This window comes from Legionella stuttgartensis, from assembly GCF_977063405.2.
The window spans coordinates 226,105-248,140 of sequence record NZ_CDRUHA020000104.1 but is presented as its reverse complement, the minus strand read 5'-3'; the positions used below and the strand labels follow the sequence as shown (position 1 = coordinate 248,140).

Sequence of the window (22,036 nt, the reverse complement as noted above, 5' to 3'; positions counted from 1 at the left end):
AAAAATCTGTCTAAATGAAAAATTTTTTGAATATCGAAGTAGGGCTGGTTATAATTAGAAACGTACCTAATCAGCCAAATAGCATATGCCTGGAAAAGAAATTCAAGAAGATTTCCTTACAACTCCAATTAAAGAATACTCGGGGGATCTTGCACCTAATCTCTCAGATGAGGAATTGTCAGCGCTTATCAATAAAATGGAATCTTACTTAAATACAGCAAGTTCCTCAGAACTCGAACAAAGCAATTTTTTATATTGGTTAACATATGGCTTGTCTAATGCGATGAAAAATAATCGATTTTCCTCTTCGGTCCATATCGCCACTCTATTTCATAAAATAAGTGAAAAACATCCTCATACTGTAATATCTATGTTTGGAAAAACAATTGAGGCGGGTGAGTTTAAAGGTCAAACTGGAGTATTTGTTTGGACGGATCGATTCTATGGAGCAACGTTTAATACTATTTTTTCACCTGTTATAGTAGTGATGAATTTAATTTTTTCCACCTTACTTGAATATGATAGTAAAGCACTTTCTTTAATGATGGCGAAACCCATTGAAAGTGGTTTTACAAGCGGAACAAATGCCTTATTAAATCTTATTTATGCATTAAAAAACGCATCTGAGTATGACTACAATCAATCGACAACCAATTTAATTGCAGAATTGTTGACTCAATTTATTACTCGCTCTCCTGAGCAATTAGGGTTTGCTATAACTCAAGAGGTGAGTAAAGGCATCTTTTCTGGAACAAGTCTTATTGATTTTGTAGTCGCTGCGCTCGCACAGTGTTCTAAAGACAATATCGATGCCGTAAAAACGCTTTGCAAAATGTTTATATTAATCAATCAGAACCATCCCCATCCGTTAATGTCATCGCTAACTAAAATTACCCAAAGCGGTTACAACCAAGGAATGAATTCGTTCCATATTTTATTAACAACATTAGTCTCTGCTACCTATATTGAAAATAATACAGAAATGGTCAATTTACTTGTGGTGCTTATTCATGAGCTTTTAAAGAAATCTCATGATAAGGTTATTGCTGCTTTAACTCAACCAATACACACTGGGGAGCGAGAAGGCGAAAATGGAATCATGCATCTTGTGCACGCCTTAATTATTTCAATGGAACGAAATATTGATACCACTGCGATTACGAACTTACTGCTGGAGGTAATTGAGTCCAATGGCAACGAACTTACAGCGGTGTTTAATAGTCACGCGATAAGCAAAAGCACTCATTATTTCGATACTCCTTTATCTAAATTAGAAAGCAAACTAAAAAGTGAACACTCCACGTCTGCTCAAAAAGCACAGCTTGAGAACATTGTAAGCAAACTCACAGACGGTATTTCTCCAAACCATTACTTCAATTGAGAAATTTATTCATCCGCAAAATAAGTATTATATAATTTTATGTATGTATTATCTTTTTCTATTGCTTTTAATATATTGTTAATACGATCGATTAATGCTTGATTTTTGGGGGGCGCCAAGATTACTACACCGTCTCCAATGATGTGTACCTCACCTAAAGGCTGAAATTGATCGCCACCTTCCTGAGTCCAATAATTTACTGATGAGCGGTTGAGAAAAATAGCAGATATATTTTTATTATGTAAATCTGCTAAAACATCCTCAACGTCATCATAAAGTTTTACTTCAAATAATTTTGCATAATGGGTTGATAAATATTCATAAAACAGCCCACCATTGAGCGGGTTTCGCAGAACACCCACTTTTTTCCCTTGTAATTCATTAATTGAATTAATCTCACTATTTTTTAAAACGAGAAACTGTCCCTTACTTAACATATAGGGTAGGCTGTAAATGAAATTGGTTTTAAGGTCATGAGAAATCGGAATACCTCCCATTGCCAGGTCAACTTTTCCCTCTTTTAGCTTTTTGTAAAGTTCATCCATCCCCATTGGAATAAAGTTACATTGTTCTTTTAAGCGCTGACATAGTAATTGTGCCAAATCAATATCAAATCCATTTTTTGGAGAGAAAATATAAGGTGGTTTAAATATAAGAGTACCGATATTAATCGTGGCATAACCCATTGACGAGAGGAGGAATCCTAGGGCTAACAATATTGCTTTAATGTACATTATTTTTAATTCCTTTTATCATTCACCGCTCTATAGTGAGATGTACATACAAGGGTATGTATTATCTAGATTATATTTAATTAATAAAAAGATAAATATTATCTTACGGAACTATCACCTGGGTTTAGATTAAGTTTCCAATCTATCGACAGAACATTTGCTTTATGGCTAAAATGCTTTTTCTTTGAACATTAGGAGTGATTTGATGAAGAAGTGGGTACGGCCAGAGAAAAAAAAATTTATCGATGATATTCATTTAGAACACCGCAAGCACATTGCATCGGTAAAGGAAAAAATAAAAAAAAATCTACCAGAGGCAGCCATTTTACCTACGACTGAAAAAGATAAAAATGACGCAAAGCATCAACTTGCTTTGCGGATAAGTTGCCCAATTTCAACGAAGTTAAGCATCGTTGGTTTCTTTGCTGACGATAGAAGCAGGTTTTTTGCAACAGCTTCTGAAGGGCGACTAATCGAGCAATATAAACAGGAAGCACAGGATAGCTGGGTGGAAAATCATGCGGAAGTTATGGAAGACATCAGATTATCTGGGCGTCGATGGTTACCTGGAAATAATTAATTTGATTAACCAATGTAGCCTGGGTGAAAGCGCACGTCGTAACCCGGGGTATGCAGCGTTTCACTCAGGTAACGTTTTTCTTAAAACCTCACTGTGGCACTAGAGATATGTGGATGAGACTCCATTAGATAAGAAATTGCTTGCCTATTTAAACTTCGATCTCGTTTATATTTATAACTTACCTCCGGTCTCTCTAAAGATTGCGTAAGGGAGACTTTTAACATATTGTGCAAACGCTCAAATAGACGTTGGTCGTATGTTAATAAATTTTTAATTTGTCGCTCCAGTGCCAAAGCAACCCAAGGAGTGGCATGGGGTGTAATTAGTTCCAAGATTTTTTGCAGTCTTTCTTTTTCGATAGGACTATCTTTTCTAATCTGAGTGATGATTATGGCAAAATCTGCATGTCGTTCAAGCGGAGCATGGATAATAATCGTTGCACATTGTTCGGGGGTTAATACACGGGCAGCCATTTCGCAAAACGGTTCTTGAGTATTTCTAAAAATTTCCCAAAATTTGTTGTCTTTCAGCGCGCACTCGAGTTGCTCGGGAGTCATATGTTCCAAAATAACTTTTAGTCTATTTTCTCGACAATCGATGTACGATTTATGGTTTCTTGTTTTCGAATCGAGTATCCAAATGTGGCTTAGTAAATTTCTAGGGCCTGCTGCGGATGCTGCTCGCTCTACGAGCATTTTAATTCGATAATCAGGCAGGCTGTCTAAATCAGCACTTATTTTTCTATCATTTGTAATAAATGTTGGGGAATTTAAATCGCTAATGAATGCATCAAAAGCCTCATCGCTCCATTCTGTTTTGGGCACCGAGTTATCTATATAAACTGGTTGGGTAACAACCTGCACGGAGGCCCATTTTTTTGTAGGAAGAGATGTTGGGGGATGAGGTTGTGGGTTGTTTGATTGTGAGGCTTCAAGCTGATTTTTATATTTTTGAAAATTAACATGAATGTAATGATCGACTAATTTGGTCAGTTCAATTTTGAACGAAGCTGGATGCGCCATATGGCTTATTTGATCGGTAAGCGCTATCCTTAATTTCCAACTAGCATAAGGCATTATAGAAACGAGTTTACCTAATAAGTAAGGACCTGGTTGGAGTTTTTTAATCATGGAGTTTAGCGTTTCATGGAGTTTGTTATCGGCGGCAAATAATTCCAATTGTTTACGAGTGAATGTGTTCACTGCACTGGCTGCAAACGCATCCTTATTTAAAACGTTTAAGAAATCGGCCGAAGCAACCGAGGCTTTCAATTGTTCGTCAGAAATGGCTTCGAGCATCACTGTCAATTTTCTTGCTTGATATTCCCTTTTTGAGACTTCAAATTCAAAACCGATAAATTGACGCCATAAATAATCCAGTTCGGTAGCGCTAAATCTGCCTTTTTCTTTATGGACACTTAATTTACTAACAAATAATTTAATATCCTTGTTACTCATTTGCTCTAATCTATCCCAAAAATCATTTTTTGAGGTGGTAGGTACTTTGATTAGGGTAATTAATTTGTCGATATAGAGTTCTTCTACGTTCGATACATCATCTTCTATTTTAATGGTAGCTTGCGCTTCATCTTGAGCAATCGCTTGATTTACTTTAACTAGAAATACCTGAGTTTCGGTGGCGTCATTGACTTCAGGAGGGGAAGTAGCTTGGGGTATATCTGTTTTTAACTCGGTCCTGGAAAAAAATGTATCAGAAACCGTGCTTGGTTTGAGTGTTGGCGATGTGTCTTCGATGTCTTTCGCGGTTGTGGGGGCGACAATTGGAACTTGCTCCTCAACATGTAACTCAATGGGGTTGCTTGTTATCAAAGGTGCTTTGGGTTCGTTAGATTTCAGAACAGGTGTTGTTGGATGTACCAATTTTATTCCAAAAATAATTGCATCTATGGAGCCTAAAGAGGCAATTCTTATTCCTTTAAATCCTGACTCCCATGGATCTGTTCTATTCCTCATTCCTCTTAACCAGCCGAAGGTTCCTCCTAAAAGAGAAAGAGGGGAGGTTAATATGAGTCCGAAGATACCAAGTAAAGTAAGTAAGAGACCCCCGATATGCTTTAAATAATAAGAAATTAGGGATTCTGTTAAAAAGTTATGGCGCATATTTAAATTCCAATTGTGAAATGGTTAGATGTCATACGTCAGCCGTTTGAGTTCTTCTATAACACGATGCGTTGCTTTGCGTCCTTCATAAATGGATTCATGGGCTCGATCAAATTCCATCAAACCAATGTGATGAAGTTTAGGTGTAATCAGGACGTCCGGCGGGTCTTCTGCAATACGTGAACAAGTGATGCGATCTTGCATTATATTAATGGAACTCGCTAATACATCGAAGAGACCAGGTTCGATAGGTTTCTTTTTACGCAGAGAGGAAATGAAGGAGTCCAGTTTAATATCAAAGCCGGTTTTCAATTTTGATGCCCACATAGTAATGGTCGGATCGCGTTCAGCATCCTCCGATTTTTGGGGGCATTTGTCATTATCAGTTATGGTATCCTCATGATGTGGCGCGAAATGTCGACCTACAAGATCACTATTTAGATTTACGGCGATAATGTAATCAGCGCCCATAGCACGTGCTAGCGAGATGGGTACAGGATTAACTAAGCCGCCATCTACCATAAAATCGTGTTTTAAAGGGAACGGTGAGAAAATTCCGGGTAGGGCGATGGAGGCTCGGACTGCGTCGAGTAAGGAACCTTCGCGCATCCAGTGCTCTTTACCATTCAAGAGAGAGGTTGCAACGCAAGCGAATGGAAGCTTAAGTTCTTCAATATTAGGGTCGCCAATGTATTTTTTAATGGCATTCATTAGTAATTTGCCCTGGAGAAAGCCCCCACCGGTCATGCGCATGTCGAATAATTTTATGATGTCTACACGGCTAAGAGTGTTAATCCATAGTTCAAATTCGTTAAGATTATTGGATGCGTACGCCCCACCAACTAAGGCGCCCACAGAGGAGCCGGTAACAAGATCTGGTTTTATACCGATATTTTCCAGTTCGCGGATAACGCCTATATGTGCCCAGCCGCGCGCAGAGCCACTTCCCAAAACGAGTCCTATTTTGGGTCTTGCCATATTATTCTCCTACCATGGAACCCTTCATCCTATGAGCAAGATGATCGCTACAACCTACTCAATTAAAAAAGCAATATCTAATTCATTCAGTAATGTGTATCGCTGATATGAACATATAAGGTGTTCTCATTTCAATAGCATTGTAGAAATGAATCTTTTTTCATTACAGGAAAAATGCTTATATTAGCGTCCACTCTTAGTTAAATTTTTTAATACCCAACGAAAAAAATCGCGAATGACTTGTCTAACTAGAGTATTTTTACTGATTGTTACCAATAACGAAGATTCTGATGTCGTTGTTTTTTCTTGGGCAGGTGGAGACGAGGTATCCATTGCGGTACTTTGTTTCTTCTCCGCAAGAATTTCTGCTGCCGAATGCGGATTTTCTGGACGGGAATAGCGTTGATATAAATGAGATTTGCTTAGGATTTGCTGGGCTTCGTTCTCAGTTAAGACCCCCATTCTTGATTCTGGGGGTCTAATCAAACATTGAATTAATGGGGTTGGCTGACCCTCTGCATCAAGGGCACTCAAAAGAGCCTCCCCAATACTCAGAGAAGTTAATATGTTCTCGGTATCATAATGCGTTGAAGGCGGAAAGTTTTGTGCAACTAATTTCATTGCTTGTCGATCTTTTGCAGTAAATGCGCGTAGTGCATGTTGAATTTTTAAACCGAGCTGCCCCAAAATGGCCTCGGGGATATCGTTGGGCGTTTGCGTGCAAAAAATTAAGCCTACACCTTTGGAACGAATCAGTTTAACAATAGTGTCTAAGGTATTTAACAAGGCTTTACTGGCATTTTTGAAAATTAGATGTGCCTCGTCAATGAATAAAACTAATTTTGGCTTATCAGGATCACCTAATTCGGGTAGCTGACGATAAATATCAGTAAGTAATTTGAGCATAAATGTTGAAAACAGTTGTGGCCTATCTTGCATGTCCATTAAACGAACAATGGAGATAACTCCCTGACCCTGTTGGTTACATTGTAATAAATCATCAATTTTAAACGCCGGTTCACCAAAGAAGTCCTCGCCACCCTGGGATTCCAATTCAACAATTTTACGCATGATTGAGCCAATGGAAGCCGTAGCGACACTGCCATATTGCGACTCTATTTCTACATTGCCTTCTTTGCTTTGTACATATTGAAGTAAGGCTTTAAAATCTTGCAGGTCAACGAGTGGCATGCCCTTGTCTTTCGCATATTCAAAAAGAATGGTGACAACTCCCGCCTGGGTTTCATTGATTCCTAACATCCTTGAAAAAAGGAGTGCACCAAAATCAGAAACAATTGCTCGTAAAGGAATTCCTGGGACACTGCTAAGCGTAAATAATTCTACGGGGCATCCCCGAGGAGTAAACGATAATTGGAGGGATTTACAGCGCTTTTCAATGCCTGAATTGGCCTCACCAGGCATTGCCAAGCCGGAAATATCCCCTTTAATATCCATGACCAGACAAGGAACTCCAGCCAAAGACAATTGTTCAGAAAGCACTTGCATGGTTTTTGTTTTCCCACTGCCTGTAGCTCCGGCAATTAAGCCATGGCGGTTAAACGATTTGAGCACCAGATTAACGGGAGCATTTTTTAATACCTTATCTTGAATAAGAATGCCTCCCAGTTGTAGGGATGCAATATTTTTAGATGCTTGATAAGGAGTGCTGAGGTCGTCATACATAAAAACATCCTTGTTGCAGTTCATATGATTTAATTATAGCCTCCAGACAGCAAATTAAAGGCTCCAAGATCAAGAGAGTTTACATTTAGAAGATATTTATTGATATTTATCTATGTTATTGCCAAGGGAAAACAATCTGCAGTAGCCCAAAATCATTTGAACATACCCGCTAAAATACTCAATGTAAAATTGTTATATTCTCTTTGTCGGCGTATAATTATTAATCAATAAGATTTAATTTGTCTCATTTGCGAGCTAAGGTGATGAGAAAATGGGAAAGACGGTTGCAGTCAAAAATAAAGCGGATTTGCTTGATATCCCTGAAGAAAACTTGTTTGTTTCTGAAAGTGGTTATGCGTACGATATTAATCAAATTGTCGAGTTTATTTCGGGAGATTGGGCATTTACGGACTTCCAAAATCCATCTGAAATAGCGGGTATATTTCGTGATTATAAAAATAAAGAGCCTCTGAAAACGCCTAATGCAAAAGTCTTGGAGCCGGGGTTGGCATTAAACTTATTCAGCGAAAAAGATATTACTAACCTTTTAACGCATCCAGTCGTTCGTAGTGCATTCGAAAATAGTCCTATTTTTTCGGGACTACACGATTATGCTGATGGTGTAAATGAGGTTACTTTAAATCTGATAGGTAAGATTGTCATTGCCTCACAAATTTTAGAAAACGCCTTACTGAGTGCGGATCAGAATAAACTTACGGCAGAATTACATGAGCCACTCGCTGAATTTAAAACACATCTTGATCAATTAAAAAAAGTAGAAAAGAATCCGCTTATTTTTCTTACCTCAAAAGATGGTCCCATCAGTAGCTATTCAGACGTAAAAGGACGTCGCTGTAATTTCGTAGAGGATGTCAATAATTTGTTATCTGGAGAATGTGGTGCGGGGTTTAATCGGCATGTTGCTAATTTATATAACGCACTCAAAAGTTATAAGCTTTATCAACATGCACTCAAATCCAGTTTAACCATGCAGGATGCTCCAAGGGAAAAAAAAGAGCCATCATCTTTACAGGGTTTATCTATTTGGAATACAAAAAAAGAGGAAGGGGAGGAGAATCAAGCAAGTGTTCAGCACAATAAGAGTACTTTAGAACCGAAGTAAATCAGATTGCACTAAATATTGCAGTAGCGTGTATGACATAAAGAAGCGAAGGAACTGGCAAGAAGGTTAAGCTTGGCTCAACCCACATTTGCAAGTACAAGGAGAGAACAAAGGAACACAATCAAAATGCATCGTAAACGATTTTTAAGATAAATTTTTGATAACTTCCCCAGTATATCTATATTTTATGTTCGATATTTCATTTTCTATAGTTAGATTCACTTTATAGATTGCATCATTAATTGCTTCTGTCATCAGCGTACATGTTTTTGTTTTATTATCCAATTCTGAATAGGTGGGATCCAAGGAAAGCTCTATAATTTGATGTTTTCCATCCACCTTCGCTTTGGCAAGTCCATCACTAGAAACTCCTTCAACAACCAATGACTCTAATTCCTCCAATTTTGCGGCAATTTCTGCTTCCATTTGGATTCCTTTAGTTCTAATTATTTTCAGAGTACTTGCGCCAAGGCTTTTCAAAATATTTTCATCTACTGTAAACATCTTTGCGGCTTTCATTCTTCTACCTCCTATAAGGGCATTTTTAATGGGTATATTGTTTATGTTTTATAATGTGGGTCCATCTGGAGTTTTGGATTGGGGTGGCTTTACTAGTCCATACGGTTGCAATATTTGGGGTACCTGGGTCGTCCACTGTTCTAATACCGGTGAATTATTGGTAATCCCTACTGCATGATTATCGAATACTCGTTGTGACATTACGGAAACAATTGCTTCCAAGTCTTCTTTTTTCTCTTCTGCATTTATACTTCGTCCATCGATTACTCTGACGAGCTCTCCACTGGCATAGGTCGAGGCTGAATAACAATTAGATCGAACAAGATTACACGATTGTTCATCACAAATCGCTTTATTCGTTCTATCTATGACCTCTTTTATTTCTTGTCCCCTAACAACCACAAATGTTGAATTAGCAACATCCTCTTTATTAATTCTTCTTAATGCGATGGATGAGTGATAAAAAGGAGATTTTTGGGTGATGTCTGCAAAGCCCTGTTTACGAGCAAAACCAACTTCAAATAGGTCATCATCTTTGATTGTATCTAAGTCATCACTGAGCATCTTTTCTGGTTGAACACGTACCTTTGGCGCTTTTCCTTTTTTTGAGAACATCTCTACCACAAAATCACTACCTGAAAATAAATCAAAGTGTTTCTCGTTATCTAACTGAGTTCCCAATGACTTGAAATATATAGAGCTCGAATGTATTTTCTTTTGAAGATGGTGTTTGGGTGTTTTATCAGTATCTCGTACGTAACCGGGACTTTGCCTGCCAAATATGAGCCAATTTTTTTGATCCGCGTCTACGATAGTCTGAGTTTCTTCAGGCGTCATTTGCAGCTCTGCCATTTTATCCTGTAGTTGTTTATATTTGTATGCATCGTATGCAAGGAGAAGAGTGCCAGCCCCTGATGTACCTATTAATTTGCCAGAATGTCGACTGATTAAAGCAAACATTGTTACCTCCGGAATAATATTTTTTAACCTGTTTTTTGTATTATTATAGACTATGGTGCGCTTTATTTTTCCATTATATTGAAGTTGACGATAACTGGTTACTGTGTTAAAGATAACTAAATAAAGAACACTCTGTTGAATTGGCATTAAAGGGAGTTGGTATTATGCTTACAAAGTTAACAAAGATAATAAGTCCTATAGCATATTCGAATAAAGCGACTGCATTGAACCGGTATGCTTTGTTTCAGGTGAGAAGTAAATCCCATAAATTATTGACTCAGGACGAAGAAATTCATGCAGAACAGCCAATTTCATTAAGCCCAGAACCCATAGATCCCGAGAAAATGCGCTCCTTGGATGATTCAGCTAAAGAAGACACTTTTGAATTAATGTTTGCGACCAAAGCCGGACTTCCTCTTCCTTACATGCCGATTAGTCATTCTGCGATTGCTTTAAAAAACAGTAAGAATGGTTCTTTTTCTGTATATGGACGTCAAAGCCCGTGGGATTTCTCACAATGGTTGCGAAAAGGGGTAACGTTCCATACCCAAAAAGATGATGAAAAAAAATACTTAAGTAAGGGATATAACTTTATAGGGTATCCAACAGGAGTTTCTTTCACTCAACCAGAAATTAATAAGTTTCTAGATTCTGCAGATAAACTCATTAATCAAGAGCAAATGTGTAATATGTATCAGTCCAATTGCTATTCTTACTCAACAACAGCATTAAGCTTTGCAATTGAGGCCTTATTAGAACGACCACATTTTGATGCCCCGTCGATTAGTCGAATCATCGATGTTTTGGAAGAGCACCCCTTACACGATCATTTTTCTATTGGCGTTCGCAACAATCCGGTGGTTGTTGATAAGCTCACCTCCGTGCTTTCAGCGGTTCAAAAGAAAACGTCTTCTTTGCAAGCTCCTTCACAGGCAGACAAACAACTCTATGAGAAGGCGGAGCTTTTATTTACGAAGCTTAAAAACAGCAGTCAGGAAGAGAGCAAAATGACGATGGGTTTATAAGTACGCTCCTCCTCATTATTATTGGTAGCGTTTTATTCCTTTAAATCGGATCGAATGTATCATGGAAAACGATACGCAACACTCAATAACTACATATGAAAATGACTTCTTAATTTTGACAAATCGTTTATTGGCTCGATCTGTAGATGAGCCTCGTATTAAAGCGATGGTTAATATTGTGCAGGAAATGGTGTGCGTGCATGCATCGCAGTCAGAAAACTCCGCATTGGATCCGGCGTGCTCTAAAAAATTACTTAAAAATCTTCATGGGCAACTTTACACCTTACTTACGGAGAGGAACCGCTATACTACCTGGTTCACAAAAATGGTTGATCATTATTGTGATGAAGATCATGAGTTGAAAGAGCGCTTAAATCTTTTTGTACAACACGCGATTGGTCCTGTAATTAAATTATCGGAGTTTAGTACGAATGACAAAAAATCATTGGTAGTTGAGTTTCCCAATCAGAAAATGCGCGATATCTTTTTGCATCAATCGGGTATAAATAAAGAAACTGATTCAATAGAGGTTAATGAGAATAGGGTTTATTTCCCCGCTTTTCTGTCGGGAGGTCAATTACTCGGTGTTAGGTTTACCACAGTTAAATCAAAGGAACACTTTGTTCGGTTACTTAATTTAGATAAAGCACATCTTATCGTATCTGATTCCACGGACTGTAACCTGTATATCACTGATCGACGCATACATGATACTGCTTCAAAATTCCACCTTGCAGTACTTTGTCCCTATTTTTCTGAGTATTATAAAATACAATATGCCTCTTATATGCTGGCACAAGCATATCGGGATGGTAATTGTTTTTTTAGCACGACTCAATTCCCTTTAGAGCTCGCAGCAGAAATTGCATCGAATGTTTCTTCGTCTGATGCAATTTCTGATGATGAGAAAATACAGATTGCAATGACCAATTTTCGTCGGCCTAGCGTTTAATGTAATAGGTGTATGTTACATCATCATCTGTTTTGGCTGATGTTTTTTCATTCTCAGAACGTGTTGTCTTTCTTGGGGGTATATCTGAGTCATCTCTTGCAAAAAATGTATGCCTACTTACATTTTTAAAGCCCAAACAGTTTGGCTTAGGTCGTTCAGAGTCAGCTCCTGCATCGCAAGTTTTCGTTTGAACGGTGACTGATTTTTCACCGAACTCACTTAATCCGCTGTAGTAGAGTTCTACTGAGCCGCTATTATCCAAGTTAATCGCATCGCTACAATTGAGCGCTTCAAATAAACTCGCAAACTCCTCAGCTGTGACGCCACAATTACGATCGGTATTATGAATAACCATAACAACAAGTGTCTGGCCATTATTTTTGTAGCCGACTCCTGTGCGGGGCAAGCGATTTGAATGGTTGTTATTTAAATCAGGTGTTTTTAATTGGGTTTTGTCTTTTAAAATAACAAACCCAGAAACGGCATCTTTATTATCATAAAAATGCTGATCTTTTGCCAATTCGGAATCAATATTATTGTGGGAAAGGATGGTAGCTTTTTTGCCTACGCTATCAAAGGTGATTGTATCAAGTCCAATATTATTCTGATCAAGCACATGATGGGTAGACACCAGTTCTCCCTTGCTTAATGACAATCCAGCAAGATAAGTACGTGGTTGTGTTCTAGGATTAATTTTTTCTCCAACATTTGGAATACCCGTGTTCCATACATTAAACCAGTTTGCATTAACTAATAAATCCGGTTTGTCTGTATTTGGATGGCCTTTCTGCCAATTATCACGCCATTCTTTTAACGTGAATAATGGCGCATCAAACTGCCCCCCTTCATAAGACTTACCATATCGGTCGGGAAATTGAGGGCCATTAGGTACAAACGTTTTATATTCAGAGAGTGGAATTTCAACATAATAACCCTGAATTTGTGCATGGTGTGGATTTTTACTTAAAATCTCATCAAAATGCTCCAGGGATCGTACGTCTTTTATTGCTGTAGCACTCTTAATGCGGGCGATTTTTTCATTGACTTTATCGGTTTTGGTATGAAGCTTGCTAAACACAGATTATCCTCATTATGGTACATGTGGGATTTAACTTTTTAGTACTACATATAATACGCTTAATTTCTTAAGAGATTATTAAAAAAAGGATAGTCTGTTTATTTTATTTGCACGTTTAGGGCGATTTTAGAGTGAACCCTATTTGTTTCTTTTAAGTTCTTTTGGTAAGAGCAACTGTTAAAATATTAAGACAGTTTCGAGGCTTGCTTCGGTATAGGATAAGAGTAACTTTTCTTCAGCGATTCCTTGTTTAATAACAAACAGGATTGGTGCGGTGTGCACTTCATTTACCTGTCATTGTTATTTTTAGTTAAGGACAGTAGAATGTCCCAAATTACAATTTAAATAATAGCGCGGGTCTTGCATGCTTATGTTGACTTGAATAATTGAATTTAAGCGCATCAGCAAACGCAGCATACCTCGATGACACTAAGTAAGCTTATTCCCCAGGACCTGCGCAGAACGTAGGCAGGAAGGAAATAGAGGAAAATACCTTAGAATTGATCCTAAACTAAAAGGAGTTAGTTTGAAGCAATTTAGTCGATTATTATCAGTGACAGCATTACCCTGGAAATCATCTTTTCAAAGTGCTTCTCTTTTTTTAAATAAAATAAATAAGTTATTTGTACTCACTGTTATTATTCCTACATTATTGGCTATTTTTTATTTTGGCTTTCTTGCTTCTGATGTGTATGTGTCCGAGTCGCGATTTATTGTGCGCAGAGCAGGGCAACCCCCAGTAAATCTCGGTTTATCTGCTTTATTGTCTTCTTCGCCTCTGTCGAAGGCAGAAGAGGCTGATTATAGTATTCATGATTATATTTTGTCTCGAGATGCATTGTCTGCACTAAACAAACGGCTTAATTTGAAAAATCTTTATAGTGACCACAAGATTGATTTGTTTCACCGTTTTGCATTACTGGGATTGGATTCAAGTTTCGAATCACTTTATCGTTATTATAAAAATCGAATCAATATTGTCATTGATTCCTCCTCCTCCATTTCAACACTACAAGTTCGCGCGTTTACCGCCAAGGATGCATATCAAATGAATCAACATTTGCTGGAATTGGCCGAACAATTTATTAATCGTTTTAATATTCAATCGCGAAAAGATTATGTTGATTTTGCAAAAGCGGAAGTGGATTCAGCAATTCAAAAAGCCAAAGAAGCCAGTCTTGCCTTGTCGGATTATCGAGGTTTTCAAGGTGTTTTTGATCCTAATCGTGAATCTGCGATGAGACTTCAGCATGTATCAAAGATGGAGGCTGAATTGGTTGCTGCAAAAGGTCAGTTAGCACAAATTAAGAGTTTGGCTCCGCATAATCCCCACCTTTCTTCACTGCGCAAAAATATTGAAACGCTACGATTATCAATCAATACCGAAAAAAGTAAGGTGACTGGAAATCTGACCTCACTCACAAATAAAGTACGCCGCTATGAACGATTGGTTTTAGATAAAAAATTTGCCTATAAACAGCTGGTATTTGCGTTGTCTTCATTAAAAAAAGCGCAAATCGAAGCACAACGCAAACAATTATATTTAGAGATGATCGCTCATCCTAATGAGCCTGATAATTCATTTGAACCGTATCGTAGTAGGAATATTTTTTCGATATTCATTTTGGGTCTTATTTCTTGGGGGGTTATATCCCTTCTGATTGCAAATGTGAAAGAGCATTTGGAATAAATTAATTGTTAGGATTATGAGTTTATGCATTGCCGTATTAATAAATTTAAGATGAAACCGTCTCACTTGGCGTTGGTTATTCTCTCAATCATCTCTTCAGGTTGTACCATGATGTCGAGTGGACCGAGTGCACGGGTAGTAAAACAAGCTGCTGAACCTGTAAATAGCGATGTTCAATTGATTGATATCACCCCAGACATTGCTCATCAATTAGCTCGAAGCCATAAGAATTATTTATTTTCTGATGCATTAAGACAGAATCGCTCCAATCGTTATAGTGTGGGGCCTGGAGATGTGCTTGATTTTTCAATCTGGGAAATACCTCCTGCCACATTGTTTACTACGCCTACCCTGGTTGGGGTTGCTGGGAAGAGTTCAAATCCTATGAACTCATTGCCGTCTCAAGTGATTAGCCAAGAGGGCACGATTAGTTTTCCTTTTGCCGGTACCATCCATGTTGCAGGGCTTAATGTACAACAAATTCAAAATAAAATAACACGCGCATTAAAAGGAAAGGCCAATAAGCCGCAAGTGTTAGTCCGTCTTGCTAAAAATACTACTTCGGCGGTGACCATTGTGGGGGAAGTTGTTTCGAGTAGGCGTTTACCATTAACGCCCAGTAAAGAGCGATTGCTGGATGCATTAGCGGCTGCAAAAGGGGTAAAAACCCCAGTGAATAAAACCATGATTCAAGTAACACGGGGAGAAAGAGTACATTCTTTACCTCTGGATATCATCATTCGTGATCCCAAACAAAATATTGTATTGCAGGCGGGTGATGTAATTACGGCTTTATTTCAATCTAAAAGTTTTACGGTATTGGGCGCAACTGGAAAAAGTGAAGAAATTAATTTTGAGGCCCAAGGAATTAATTTAGCGCAAGCTTTGGGACGCTCAGGTGGTCTTCAAGATCACCGCGCGAACATCAGCGGCGTGTTTGTTTTTCGTTTTGAACAGGCTACGGCGATTCATTGGCCACGACCCCCTAGATTTATCACCGCAGAGGGTAAAGTGCCTGTTATTTATAGGCTGGATTTAAAAAATCCACGTAGTTTTTTTGTGGCTCAAAGCTTCGCGATTAAGGATCATGACATTCTATATGTATCAAATGCTCCAATGGCAGAACTGCAAAAATTCTTGGGGGTGTTGGCTACGGCTACAGCGCCACTAAATCCATTTTTATATGCAGCAACCATAGCGGCCACTTAAAAACAGTCGTTTAATCTTGAGCTGAAATTCTAGCTATAGTGAAAAACAAATTGGTAAGCGTTGACGCCTATTCACTGAACAGATTCAACTTTCTACGTACCGCGCATAAAGCGCGGTACTTAAGGTGTCGGTACGTAGGCTCTGGAGAATAAGCAGATTATTAGGCTATTTCTTGTGGGGCAAAACAAGAAAGACATTCCTGCATTGTTTTTTCTAATTTAAAATGAGTCATAATAAAATCTTGCGCCTTATCGCCCATCTCTCGCGTCAAAACTAAATCATTTTTTAATGTTGCTATCGCTTGCGCCAATTCAGTAATATTTTTCGGTTCCACAAGAATACCCGTTTGCTTCGGTATGACAACCTCGGGAATCCCCGAAATTTGGCTGGCTATAATTGGGCGGCCGGTAGCCATAGCTTCTAAAATAACATTGGGAATGCCATCCATATTACGTTTTTTATCTTGAATGGAGGGCATAATTAATGCGTACGATTTATTCATTAATGTGAATACTTCACTATGAGGCAAGTATCCTAAAAGTTTTACTTGGTCCTCCAACCCATAAAATTTGATTTTCTTTAATAGAACCTTGGTTTCATTATCTTCAAGACATAAAATTCGATCAAGAAAAGGGGTAAAGCCGACTATATTCAAATGAATAATCAACCCTTGAGATTTTAAAAGCCCAATTGCATCGATTAAATAGCGAAACCCTTTTTTGGGAATCAAACGACCCACCGCTAAAAAAGGAGCGTCCTCTTGAATGAGCTGTGATGGTGGTAGATTCTCAATATTCACCCCATGGTAAACCCGTTTAAGCCGGTTATGATATTGAGGCTGCTCCTTAGAAAGCATTTTAATGTGATCCAGATTAAATTGGGTGCACGTCAAAATTTGCTCTGCATATAAAATTTTTTCCGGGATGATATTCCCATCTCTATAAATGTCATATGCGTGCCAGGTTGCTCCGAAAGGAATTCCTGTTATTCGTGATAAACACATCACAACCTCTGTAGGATAAGAGGCAAAATGCGCGTGAAGGTAGTCGATATTTTTTTCTAAAACATAGTTTTTGATACCGTAAGCAACCAGCAATGCTGTAATTACACGGAAACGATACAAGATATTCTTGTGCTTCAGTTTCCAGACCCAGGCTATATTTTTAAAAAATGTCACGGGGTGCTGCAATCCAATAAAAAAGCCTTTTAACCAGATGCTGTATTTGGTGCAATAATAGCTTTGTTCTAAGATTGCTTTCAGTTCTGGACGTGTGGTTCCACGAATGGTCTTTAATGCGACAACACAAAACTGAATGTTATTTTTCCGTAACTCGATTAGCTCATTGTGAATAAAAGTTTCTGTTTTTTGCGGAAAAAAATCTAAAAAAAATAGGATATTATTTTTCATTTATATTAATTACAGAAGAGGGGAAATAAATGATTTGCTTGGATACGAAGGCTTGTTTCATACAACACAATTATCTCCCTATGATGTGAATCGCAAAGTGTAATTTATTACTAATAAGCAAGCAACTAATTATGTCCTTCACTAAGCAATTTAGTAATCTTCTTTTTCAGATCAATTTCCTGCAATTCCTTTAGGTATTGAAAACGATTCAACGACAACTGGCGCTTATGTTGATAAAATTCCCGATCATGATAAAGGCGCAGAATTTTTGCACAAAACTCCACCTGATTACCTAAACTAAAATATTCAGCAGCCATACCTCCCACTTCAATAAGTGATGACAAGGCCGTACAGCAAACTGGAGTACCATGCTCCATTGCCTCCAATACCGGCATGCCAAACCCTTCTGAACGAGTAGGATAAACAAAGACAAAAGCATTTTTATATAATATGGCTAACTCATCCGCCGAAATATAACCCGTAATCACTACGTGTGATGATTTCTTAAAGCGGTTAACAAGGAAATTATTTTTTGTCTCACCACAAGCAAAAATTTTCAAAGGTAAATCATGCTCTTTCAACAACCGATATAAATTTTCCAAAGCGAAATAGACATTTTTTTCGATACGCCCTAAGGAAACAAGAAGAAAATAAGCTCCTGCCTCAAGATTATATTTTTTTAAAACACGCTGCTGGTTTGCTAAAGACAACATATCCTTGTTTGGAACAAGAGTTTTCGCAGAAGTATATAAAGTTTCTATACCTAGTGTTTTTAATTGAGGACACAAAGCAATTAATTTATCTCTGGTGTCGTGCGAGGTTGCGACCAATTTAACGTGTTCAGGTTTTTGGGCAAATAATTGTTGGTAATTTTTAACGATCGTCCGGCGCATAAAATACCTCATAAAATAATTTTTAAGGATAAATACTTTATCTCTTGGACGATTAGGTAGAAAAATATCTTTAAAATGTACGGTCAACTCATATCGACGTATTCCATGGATCACGATCATCGTATGTTTTGATTGTAATTGACGCCGATAAACCCATTGTAATCCTTCGATTCCACTAGAATAGATTCCTGCAAAAAGTTCTTTTTTCCTTAAGTCATCCAAATCCTTATCTGAAACCAATTTAAAATTAGAATAAGTGCTTTCTAAAAAATTAATATCATGGGTAAATGCAGCACCCTGCACATAATGACCATATACTTTCCAATTCGATTTATTACCTATAGCATTGAGCACAGCCAGTAATACCGTATAATCATTTTCTCCTCCACCATGATAAATCGCCCACTTTTTCGACTGCATAAACTGTATATCAAATAATATTATATTCATTAGCATTCAATCTCAAAAAAATTGGAACGTGTTGACAAGTCATACTCCACCGCTACGTGCCGCGACTAGTTCGCGGCGTCCCGCTTAACTAAATTAGTGGCAAATTCCTTAGCTATAAAGATTCCAACATAGCAAGAATTTCTGAAGGATGTTGTTTGGGTCTGATATGCGTAATCCTTTGCTTTAGCTGCTGATAATCTTCAATATGATTAAGCCAGTGATTTAATATAGTGCATAAATCTTTTGGCGTTCGCAAACGGGAAGAAATTTTATGTTTTATAGCAAAGCGCTCATTAATCATTTCTTGAGGCATTAAGCCGTTTAATTTATTAATAATCAGTGGGCAACCCGCTTGAATTGCTTCATTACTCAACCCAGCCCCCGGACGTCCTACTATTGCCATAGCACCATGCATCAAAAGCGACATCTTATTGGTTGTTGTTAACGGACGAATCGATAAATCAGAGGATTGATTACGCTGCGCATATTGAAGGATGCTCTCTTTCTTTTTTTGTGACTTCCCGCACAAAACGACGAGTTGTAAAGGAGCCTTAAAATTTTGAATTGCTTTTAGAAGTGGAAGATGATGGTTTGCACCATTTGCTCCCGTTCCTAAAATCACCGTATTGATAGAGGGGTCCAATAGCAGTTGTTCTTGCCAAAAACTGGAGCGTTCTGCGGCGGTGGGAGGATTATAAAAATCAGGATGTAAAAGAAAGCCACCTAAGCGGATTCTCTGTTCGGGCATACGAAGCCGAATTGCTCCTTCGATTGTTTCTGGCAGGGAAGCGATAAATAAATCTGCATCTGGATTTACCCAGTGTCGACTCATCCCATAACCGCCATGCATTTCCGAACAATAAATAACACATCGTACTTTAGTACCCAAGACCTTTCGTGCAACTTCAAAAAAACAATGATTCGTTGAATCGTGTACACTAAAAATAAGATCCGGCTTATATTCTTCTAAAAGTTCAATATAACGCGCTTGACCAAGCATGGCTTTCCCACTACTCATCACGCCCGCTAACTCAAGAAAATTATAATAAATATGATGTAAGGGAGGCCAGGTACGTTGAATGAAATTATATAATTCAACGCCAAATTTATAGACCCCGTGAGAGTCTTCCAAGGCATGGTGAATCTTGGTAGTCCAGGAAGGTTTTGTGGTACGAATCCACGCCTCTAGGGCACGAGCTCGCATATCATGCCCGCCACCTGTTGCAGAAGTAAGAATTAAAATACGCATGGGAATCCTTTAATTACTGTATCTTAGTTTACTTAGTATCCACTGAGAAAATCCAGGCCTTAAGATGGATAAACACCATGCACCAAAATTTAACGGAAAAGGAAAACTAAAACGTGATTTATTTTTGCTTACTGCTTTTTGAATCGCTGCAGCAGCTTGTTCTGGCGTCCATAGAAACGGCTTAGGGCCAGGCATTTTATTGCACATCTCGGAGGTCACATAACCTGGAAAAATGACATGAATTTTAATTCCATCTGAACGCACCCATCCTTGCAAAGCCTCACCATATGCTTTAATTGCCGCTTTGCTTGCAGAATAACTAGGAGTGAGTGCCAGCCCAAAATAAGCAGCTAAAGAACTCATTAAAACAATTTTGCCTTTTTTTCGTGCTCGCATAGCAGGTAAAGTAGCATGAACAGTTGCCATAACAGCTAATATATTGATGTCTACTAAAGCCTCCACTTCATCCCAAGGTTCTGGCTCTCCTTCCGGTCCAGTATGAGTATTCATCCCCGCATTGATCATCACTAAGTCAAGTTCTTCTTGCGCCATGTGCTGCAGCCAAGTTTTATATTCTTCATGACGAACATCTACGGCTTTGATGGATACTTGTGCCCCTTGGTCTTCACACAACATTTTCAATTCATCTAAACGTTCTTGCTTACGTCCTTGCAATATTAGTTTTACTCCAGGTTTGGCATAAGCCAAAGCTAAAGCGCCACCAATGGCTCCTGTCGCTCCGGTAATTAATATTGTTTTGGGTGTATCTCGTGACATATAAATCCCTATCCTTCAGTCTTGGTTCATCACATCTTCGGTATGTGCCCTATTATTGGTTGGTTATATGAAATTGATGATCACTGTTCTCACAGCGGTGCGGCGATATTTAAAAACAGTTCATGCTATTTGCAATATATTCATGTAGTAATCGCGATACCAGTTAACAAAACGTTTGATTCCTAAAGCAATGGGGGTACTGGGTTTAAACGCAACCCACTCCTCAAGTGCTGAAATATCCGCAGCAGTGGCAAATACATCTCCAGGTTGCATAGGCAAATAATTTTTTAGGGCTACAATACCAAGCTCGTTTTCTAGCGTCTCGATATAAGTAATTAAATCAATAGGATGATTATTTCCTATATTAAAAATACGATATGGGATGCCAGTTTCAGCAGAGCTTTTTTCTGTGACCCTTACAATTCCCTCCACTATATCATCAACATAGGTAAAATCGCGCAGCATTTCTCCATTGTTATATATATCGATAGGTTTTCCTGTAGTAATCGCCTGCGTGAATTTGAAGAACGCCATGTCGGGTCTTCCCCAAGGGCCGTATACTGTAAAGAAACGTAGCCCTGTTGTCGGTAACTGATAGAGATGACTGTATACATGGGCCATTAGCTCATTAGATTTTTTTGTTGCGGCATAAAGACTGATAGGGTGAGATGTATCACATGACTCATCAAATGGAATGAGCTTGTTATTGCCATAAACACTAGAGCTACTGGCATAAACTAGATGCTCAATTGAATGATGTCGACAGGCTTCTAATATATTCATAAAACCTTGAATATTTGAGTCGATATAGGATTGAGGATTTACGAGTGAGTACCGTACTCCAACCTGAGCAGCCAGGTGCACTACGAGGCATGGTTTTTCTTCAACAAATAATTTGCTGATTAACTGATAATCTCCTATATCAAATTGATAGAATTTAAAATTGGAGTGAGAAGTAAGTTTTGCTAAGCGGGCTTTTTTTAATCTAACGTCATAATAATTTGTTAAATTATCCACGCCAATCACCTCTACCTCTCGCTCTAGAAAGCGTAGGGCCGTATGCATACCAATAAACCCTGCACAACCTGTAACTAAAATTCTCATCTTCTTCTTTTCTTCCTTCTAGAGTTCTTTCCAGGAGCAGAATCAAACTTTGAACGTTTAATTAAGCAACGAGGCAAATGACCATATACGTGTGTGGTTTTAATGAAACTATTTAGTATAACT

At 38.2% G+C, this 22,036-nt stretch carries 19 protein-coding genes; 7 read left to right on the top strand and 12 right to left on the bottom strand.

The genetic code is table 11. From position 1 onward, the window contains the following. Positions 1 to 85 precede the first annotated feature (85 nt). Complete coding sequence (locus ACWTEW_RS33330) at positions 86 to 1,381, top strand: hypothetical protein (RefSeq protein WP_454782272.1); 1,296 nt, start codon at positions 86 to 88, stop codon at positions 1,379 to 1,381. A gap of 5 nt (positions 1,382 to 1,386) precedes the next feature. Here the strand turns inward: ACWTEW_RS33330 and ACWTEW_RS33325 are convergent, their stop codons facing one another. Continuing rightward, complete coding sequence (locus tag ACWTEW_RS33325; protein WP_454782271.1) at positions 1,387 to 2,115, bottom strand: transporter substrate-binding domain-containing protein; 729 nt, start codon at positions 2,113 to 2,115, stop codon at positions 1,387 to 1,389. Positions 2,116 to 2,320: 205 nt separating this feature from the next. On the opposite strand from ACWTEW_RS33325, the gene ACWTEW_RS33320 reads away from it, so the two are divergent. Beyond that, on the top strand, positions 2,321 to 2,695 hold the full coding sequence (locus ACWTEW_RS33320) for a hypothetical protein (protein WP_454782270.1): 375 nt from the start codon (positions 2,321 to 2,323) through the stop codon (positions 2,693 to 2,695). A gap of 80 nt (positions 2,696 to 2,775) precedes the next feature. Here ACWTEW_RS33320 and ACWTEW_RS33315 read toward each other — a convergent pair whose 3' ends face one another. The 3 genes from ACWTEW_RS33315 to ACWTEW_RS33305 all read right to left on the bottom strand — a co-directional run bounded on the left by ACWTEW_RS33315 (position 2,776) and on the right by ACWTEW_RS33305 (position 7,476). Then, positions 2,776 to 4,815, bottom strand: a complete 2,040-nt coding sequence (locus ACWTEW_RS33315) for a hypothetical protein (RefSeq protein WP_454782269.1) — start codon at positions 4,813 to 4,815, stop codon at positions 2,776 to 2,778. Between the two features lie 24 nt (positions 4,816 to 4,839). Continuing rightward, positions 4,840 to 5,793 (bottom strand): patatin-like phospholipase family protein, encoded by a 954-nt coding sequence (locus tag ACWTEW_RS33310; RefSeq protein ID WP_454782268.1) that lies wholly within the window; start codon positions 5,791 to 5,793, stop codon positions 4,840 to 4,842. Between the two features lie 183 nt (positions 5,794 to 5,976). Then, the gene (locus tag ACWTEW_RS33305; RefSeq protein ID WP_454782267.1) at positions 5,977 to 7,476 is read right to left on the bottom strand and encodes a helicase HerA-like domain-containing protein; all 1,500 of its coding nucleotides are present in this window, start codon (positions 7,474 to 7,476) and stop codon (positions 5,977 to 5,979) included. A 271-nt stretch (positions 7,477 to 7,747) separates the two neighbouring features. Between ACWTEW_RS33305 and ACWTEW_RS33300 the strand changes: the two genes are divergently transcribed. After that, positions 7,748 to 8,599, top strand: a complete 852-nt coding sequence (locus ACWTEW_RS33300; RefSeq protein WP_454782266.1) for a hypothetical protein — start codon at positions 7,748 to 7,750, stop codon at positions 8,597 to 8,599. Between the two features lie 144 nt (positions 8,600 to 8,743). On the opposite strand, the gene ACWTEW_RS33295 is transcribed toward ACWTEW_RS33300, so the two are convergent. Next, complete coding sequence (locus ACWTEW_RS33295) at positions 8,744 to 9,118, bottom strand: YbaB/EbfC family nucleoid-associated protein (RefSeq protein ID WP_454782265.1); 375 nt, start codon at positions 9,116 to 9,118, stop codon at positions 8,744 to 8,746. 48 nt (positions 9,119 to 9,166) lie between these two features. Beyond that, on the bottom strand, positions 9,167 to 10,078 hold the full coding sequence (locus ACWTEW_RS33290) for a hypothetical protein (RefSeq protein WP_454782264.1): 912 nt from the start codon (positions 10,076 to 10,078) through the stop codon (positions 9,167 to 9,169). Between the two features lie 164 nt (positions 10,079 to 10,242). Between ACWTEW_RS33290 and ACWTEW_RS33285 the strand changes: the two genes are divergently transcribed. Then, positions 10,243 to 11,103 carry a hypothetical protein gene (locus tag ACWTEW_RS33285; RefSeq protein WP_454782263.1) on the top strand — a complete coding sequence of 287 codons (861 nt, stop codon included), beginning with the start codon at positions 10,243 to 10,245 and terminating at the stop codon, positions 11,101 to 11,103. Between the two features lie 61 nt (positions 11,104 to 11,164). Next, complete coding sequence (locus ACWTEW_RS33280; protein ID WP_454782262.1) at positions 11,165 to 12,055, top strand: hypothetical protein; 891 nt, start codon at positions 11,165 to 11,167, stop codon at positions 12,053 to 12,055. On the opposite strand, the gene ACWTEW_RS33275 is transcribed toward ACWTEW_RS33280, so the two are convergent. Beyond that, positions 12,045 to 13,133: a phosphodiester glycosidase family protein gene (locus ACWTEW_RS33275; protein ID WP_454782261.1), complete on the bottom strand. Its 1,089-nt coding sequence runs from the start codon at positions 13,131 to 13,133 to the stop codon at positions 12,045 to 12,047. The genes ACWTEW_RS33280 and ACWTEW_RS33275 overlap by 11 nt on opposite strands. A gap of 526 nt (positions 13,134 to 13,659) precedes the next feature. Between ACWTEW_RS33275 and ACWTEW_RS33270 the strand changes: the two genes are divergently transcribed. Together ACWTEW_RS33270 and ACWTEW_RS33265 are read left to right on the top strand one after the other, a co-directional pair. Beyond that, a complete protein-coding gene (locus ACWTEW_RS33270) occupies positions 13,660 to 14,823 on the top strand; it encodes a KpsE/RkpR family capsule polysaccharide export protein (RefSeq protein WP_454782260.1) in 1,164 nt (387 codons plus the stop codon). Between the two features lie 24 nt (positions 14,824 to 14,847). Then, the gene (locus tag ACWTEW_RS33265) at positions 14,848 to 16,032 is read left to right on the top strand and encodes a polysaccharide biosynthesis/export family protein (protein ID WP_454782259.1); all 1,185 of its coding nucleotides are present in this window, start codon (positions 14,848 to 14,850) and stop codon (positions 16,030 to 16,032) included. A gap of 160 nt (positions 16,033 to 16,192) precedes the next feature. Here ACWTEW_RS33265 and ACWTEW_RS33260 read toward each other — a convergent pair whose 3' ends face one another. The 5 genes from ACWTEW_RS33260 to ACWTEW_RS33240 all read right to left on the bottom strand — a co-directional run bounded on the left by ACWTEW_RS33260 (position 16,193) and on the right by ACWTEW_RS33240 (position 21,913). Further along, positions 16,193 to 17,440 carry a glycosyltransferase family 4 protein gene (locus tag ACWTEW_RS33260; RefSeq protein ID WP_454782258.1) on the bottom strand — a complete coding sequence of 416 codons (1,248 nt, stop codon included), beginning with the start codon at positions 17,438 to 17,440 and terminating at the stop codon, positions 16,193 to 16,195. Positions 17,441 to 17,565: 125 nt separating this feature from the next. Then, the gene (locus ACWTEW_RS33255) at positions 17,566 to 18,783 is read right to left on the bottom strand and encodes a glycosyltransferase (RefSeq protein ID WP_454782257.1); all 1,218 of its coding nucleotides are present in this window, start codon (positions 18,781 to 18,783) and stop codon (positions 17,566 to 17,568) included. A 112-nt stretch (positions 18,784 to 18,895) separates the two neighbouring features. Then, positions 18,896 to 20,032 carry a glycosyltransferase gene (locus ACWTEW_RS33250; RefSeq protein WP_454782256.1) on the bottom strand — a complete coding sequence of 379 codons (1,137 nt, stop codon included), beginning with the start codon at positions 20,030 to 20,032 and terminating at the stop codon, positions 18,896 to 18,898. A 9-nt stretch (positions 20,033 to 20,041) separates the two neighbouring features. Further along, a complete protein-coding gene (locus tag ACWTEW_RS33245; protein ID WP_454782255.1) occupies positions 20,042 to 20,809 on the bottom strand; it encodes an SDR family NAD(P)-dependent oxidoreductase in 768 nt (255 codons plus the stop codon). A gap of 120 nt (positions 20,810 to 20,929) precedes the next feature. After that, positions 20,930 to 21,913, bottom strand: coding sequence for an NAD-dependent epimerase (locus ACWTEW_RS33240; RefSeq protein ID WP_454782254.1), 984 nt, complete (start codon positions 21,911 to 21,913; stop codon positions 20,930 to 20,932). Positions 21,914 to 22,036: the final 123 nt, after the last annotated feature.